General features: G+C 40.3%; 2 protein-coding genes. Both read left to right on the top strand.

The window, feature by feature from the left end; genetic code table 11:
• Positions 1-199, top strand: a 199-nt coding sequence (locus tag ACCI49_RS24850; RefSeq protein WP_371841945.1) for a hypothetical protein, incomplete at its 5' end; no start/stop codon positions are given.
• Positions 200-584: 385 nt separating this feature from the next.
• On the top strand, positions 585-875 hold a 291-nt coding region (locus ACCI49_RS24845), incomplete at its 3' end, for a helix-turn-helix domain-containing protein (RefSeq protein ID WP_371839882.1).

Genomic DNA, 875 nt, shown 5'->3' with positions numbered 1-875 from the left:
CATCAAAACTGGTAAACCCCTCTTTTTCAAGAGGATGTGTCAGATTTGGTCTGAACTAATCCAAATTAGCCCCCTCAGGGGGCTTTCATCATACCACCCGCTATGCGGGTGGTTGCTGATTTCAGCACAAGCCTCATCAATTATTAAAGAGTTAATTAATGTGCCATCATTGCACAAAAAATTCCGTGAAGGGAGCTAGATTTTATCCATTTCAATATTGTTTATTTCTTTTTGTGAGGCTAGTTTCTCAACTAATAGGTTTTAGCTTAAAGGCATCTCTATAAATTACTTTTTTGGCATCCGTTAACACCGATTCATGGGAGCTTCAGGGCGATGAAATTTAGTAAAGCGCAATTTTTAAGGGTGCCCTTAATAGTGTCCACATGAATCATCTATTTATGTTTGGTGTTAACTTGGATCTGTAATTAAAGGTTTATAGCCGTGGCAGAATTATTTTTTTAATGTCTATCTCAGTGGTGGAAGATGCGAGATATGTCATCTTGTGAGACTACTTACAGTGTTACAGTAATTGTAATGATATTGGATATTAACCCGGCGACCCTATAGTTCTGTATAATACCCAAATGGATATTATTGATGCAAGAAAATTACCCGCTTCCGCGCAGGAAGAGAAACGCCGAACTGCCGTAAAGCTTTGGAAGAAATCAGAGTCTATAGCAGAAATTGCACGGACACTGGATGTCTCCAGTCGAGCAGTACAAAATTGGATCAATGCTTATAGAGCTGGGGGCTTCAAAGCATTGGCCGCTAAAAAGCGCGGCTATCCAGAAGGTATGAACCGCAGGTTAACGGCAGAGCAAGAAAGAAAGCTTCAAAAACAAATCGCAGATGAGCATCCAGATCAGCTCAAGCTT

Source organism: Microbulbifer epialgicus (assembly GCF_041447265.1).
GTDB lineage: Bacteria > Pseudomonadota > Gammaproteobacteria > Pseudomonadales > Cellvibrionaceae > Microbulbifer > Microbulbifer epialgicus.
This window is presented reverse-complemented; position numbering and strand designations above follow the sequence as displayed.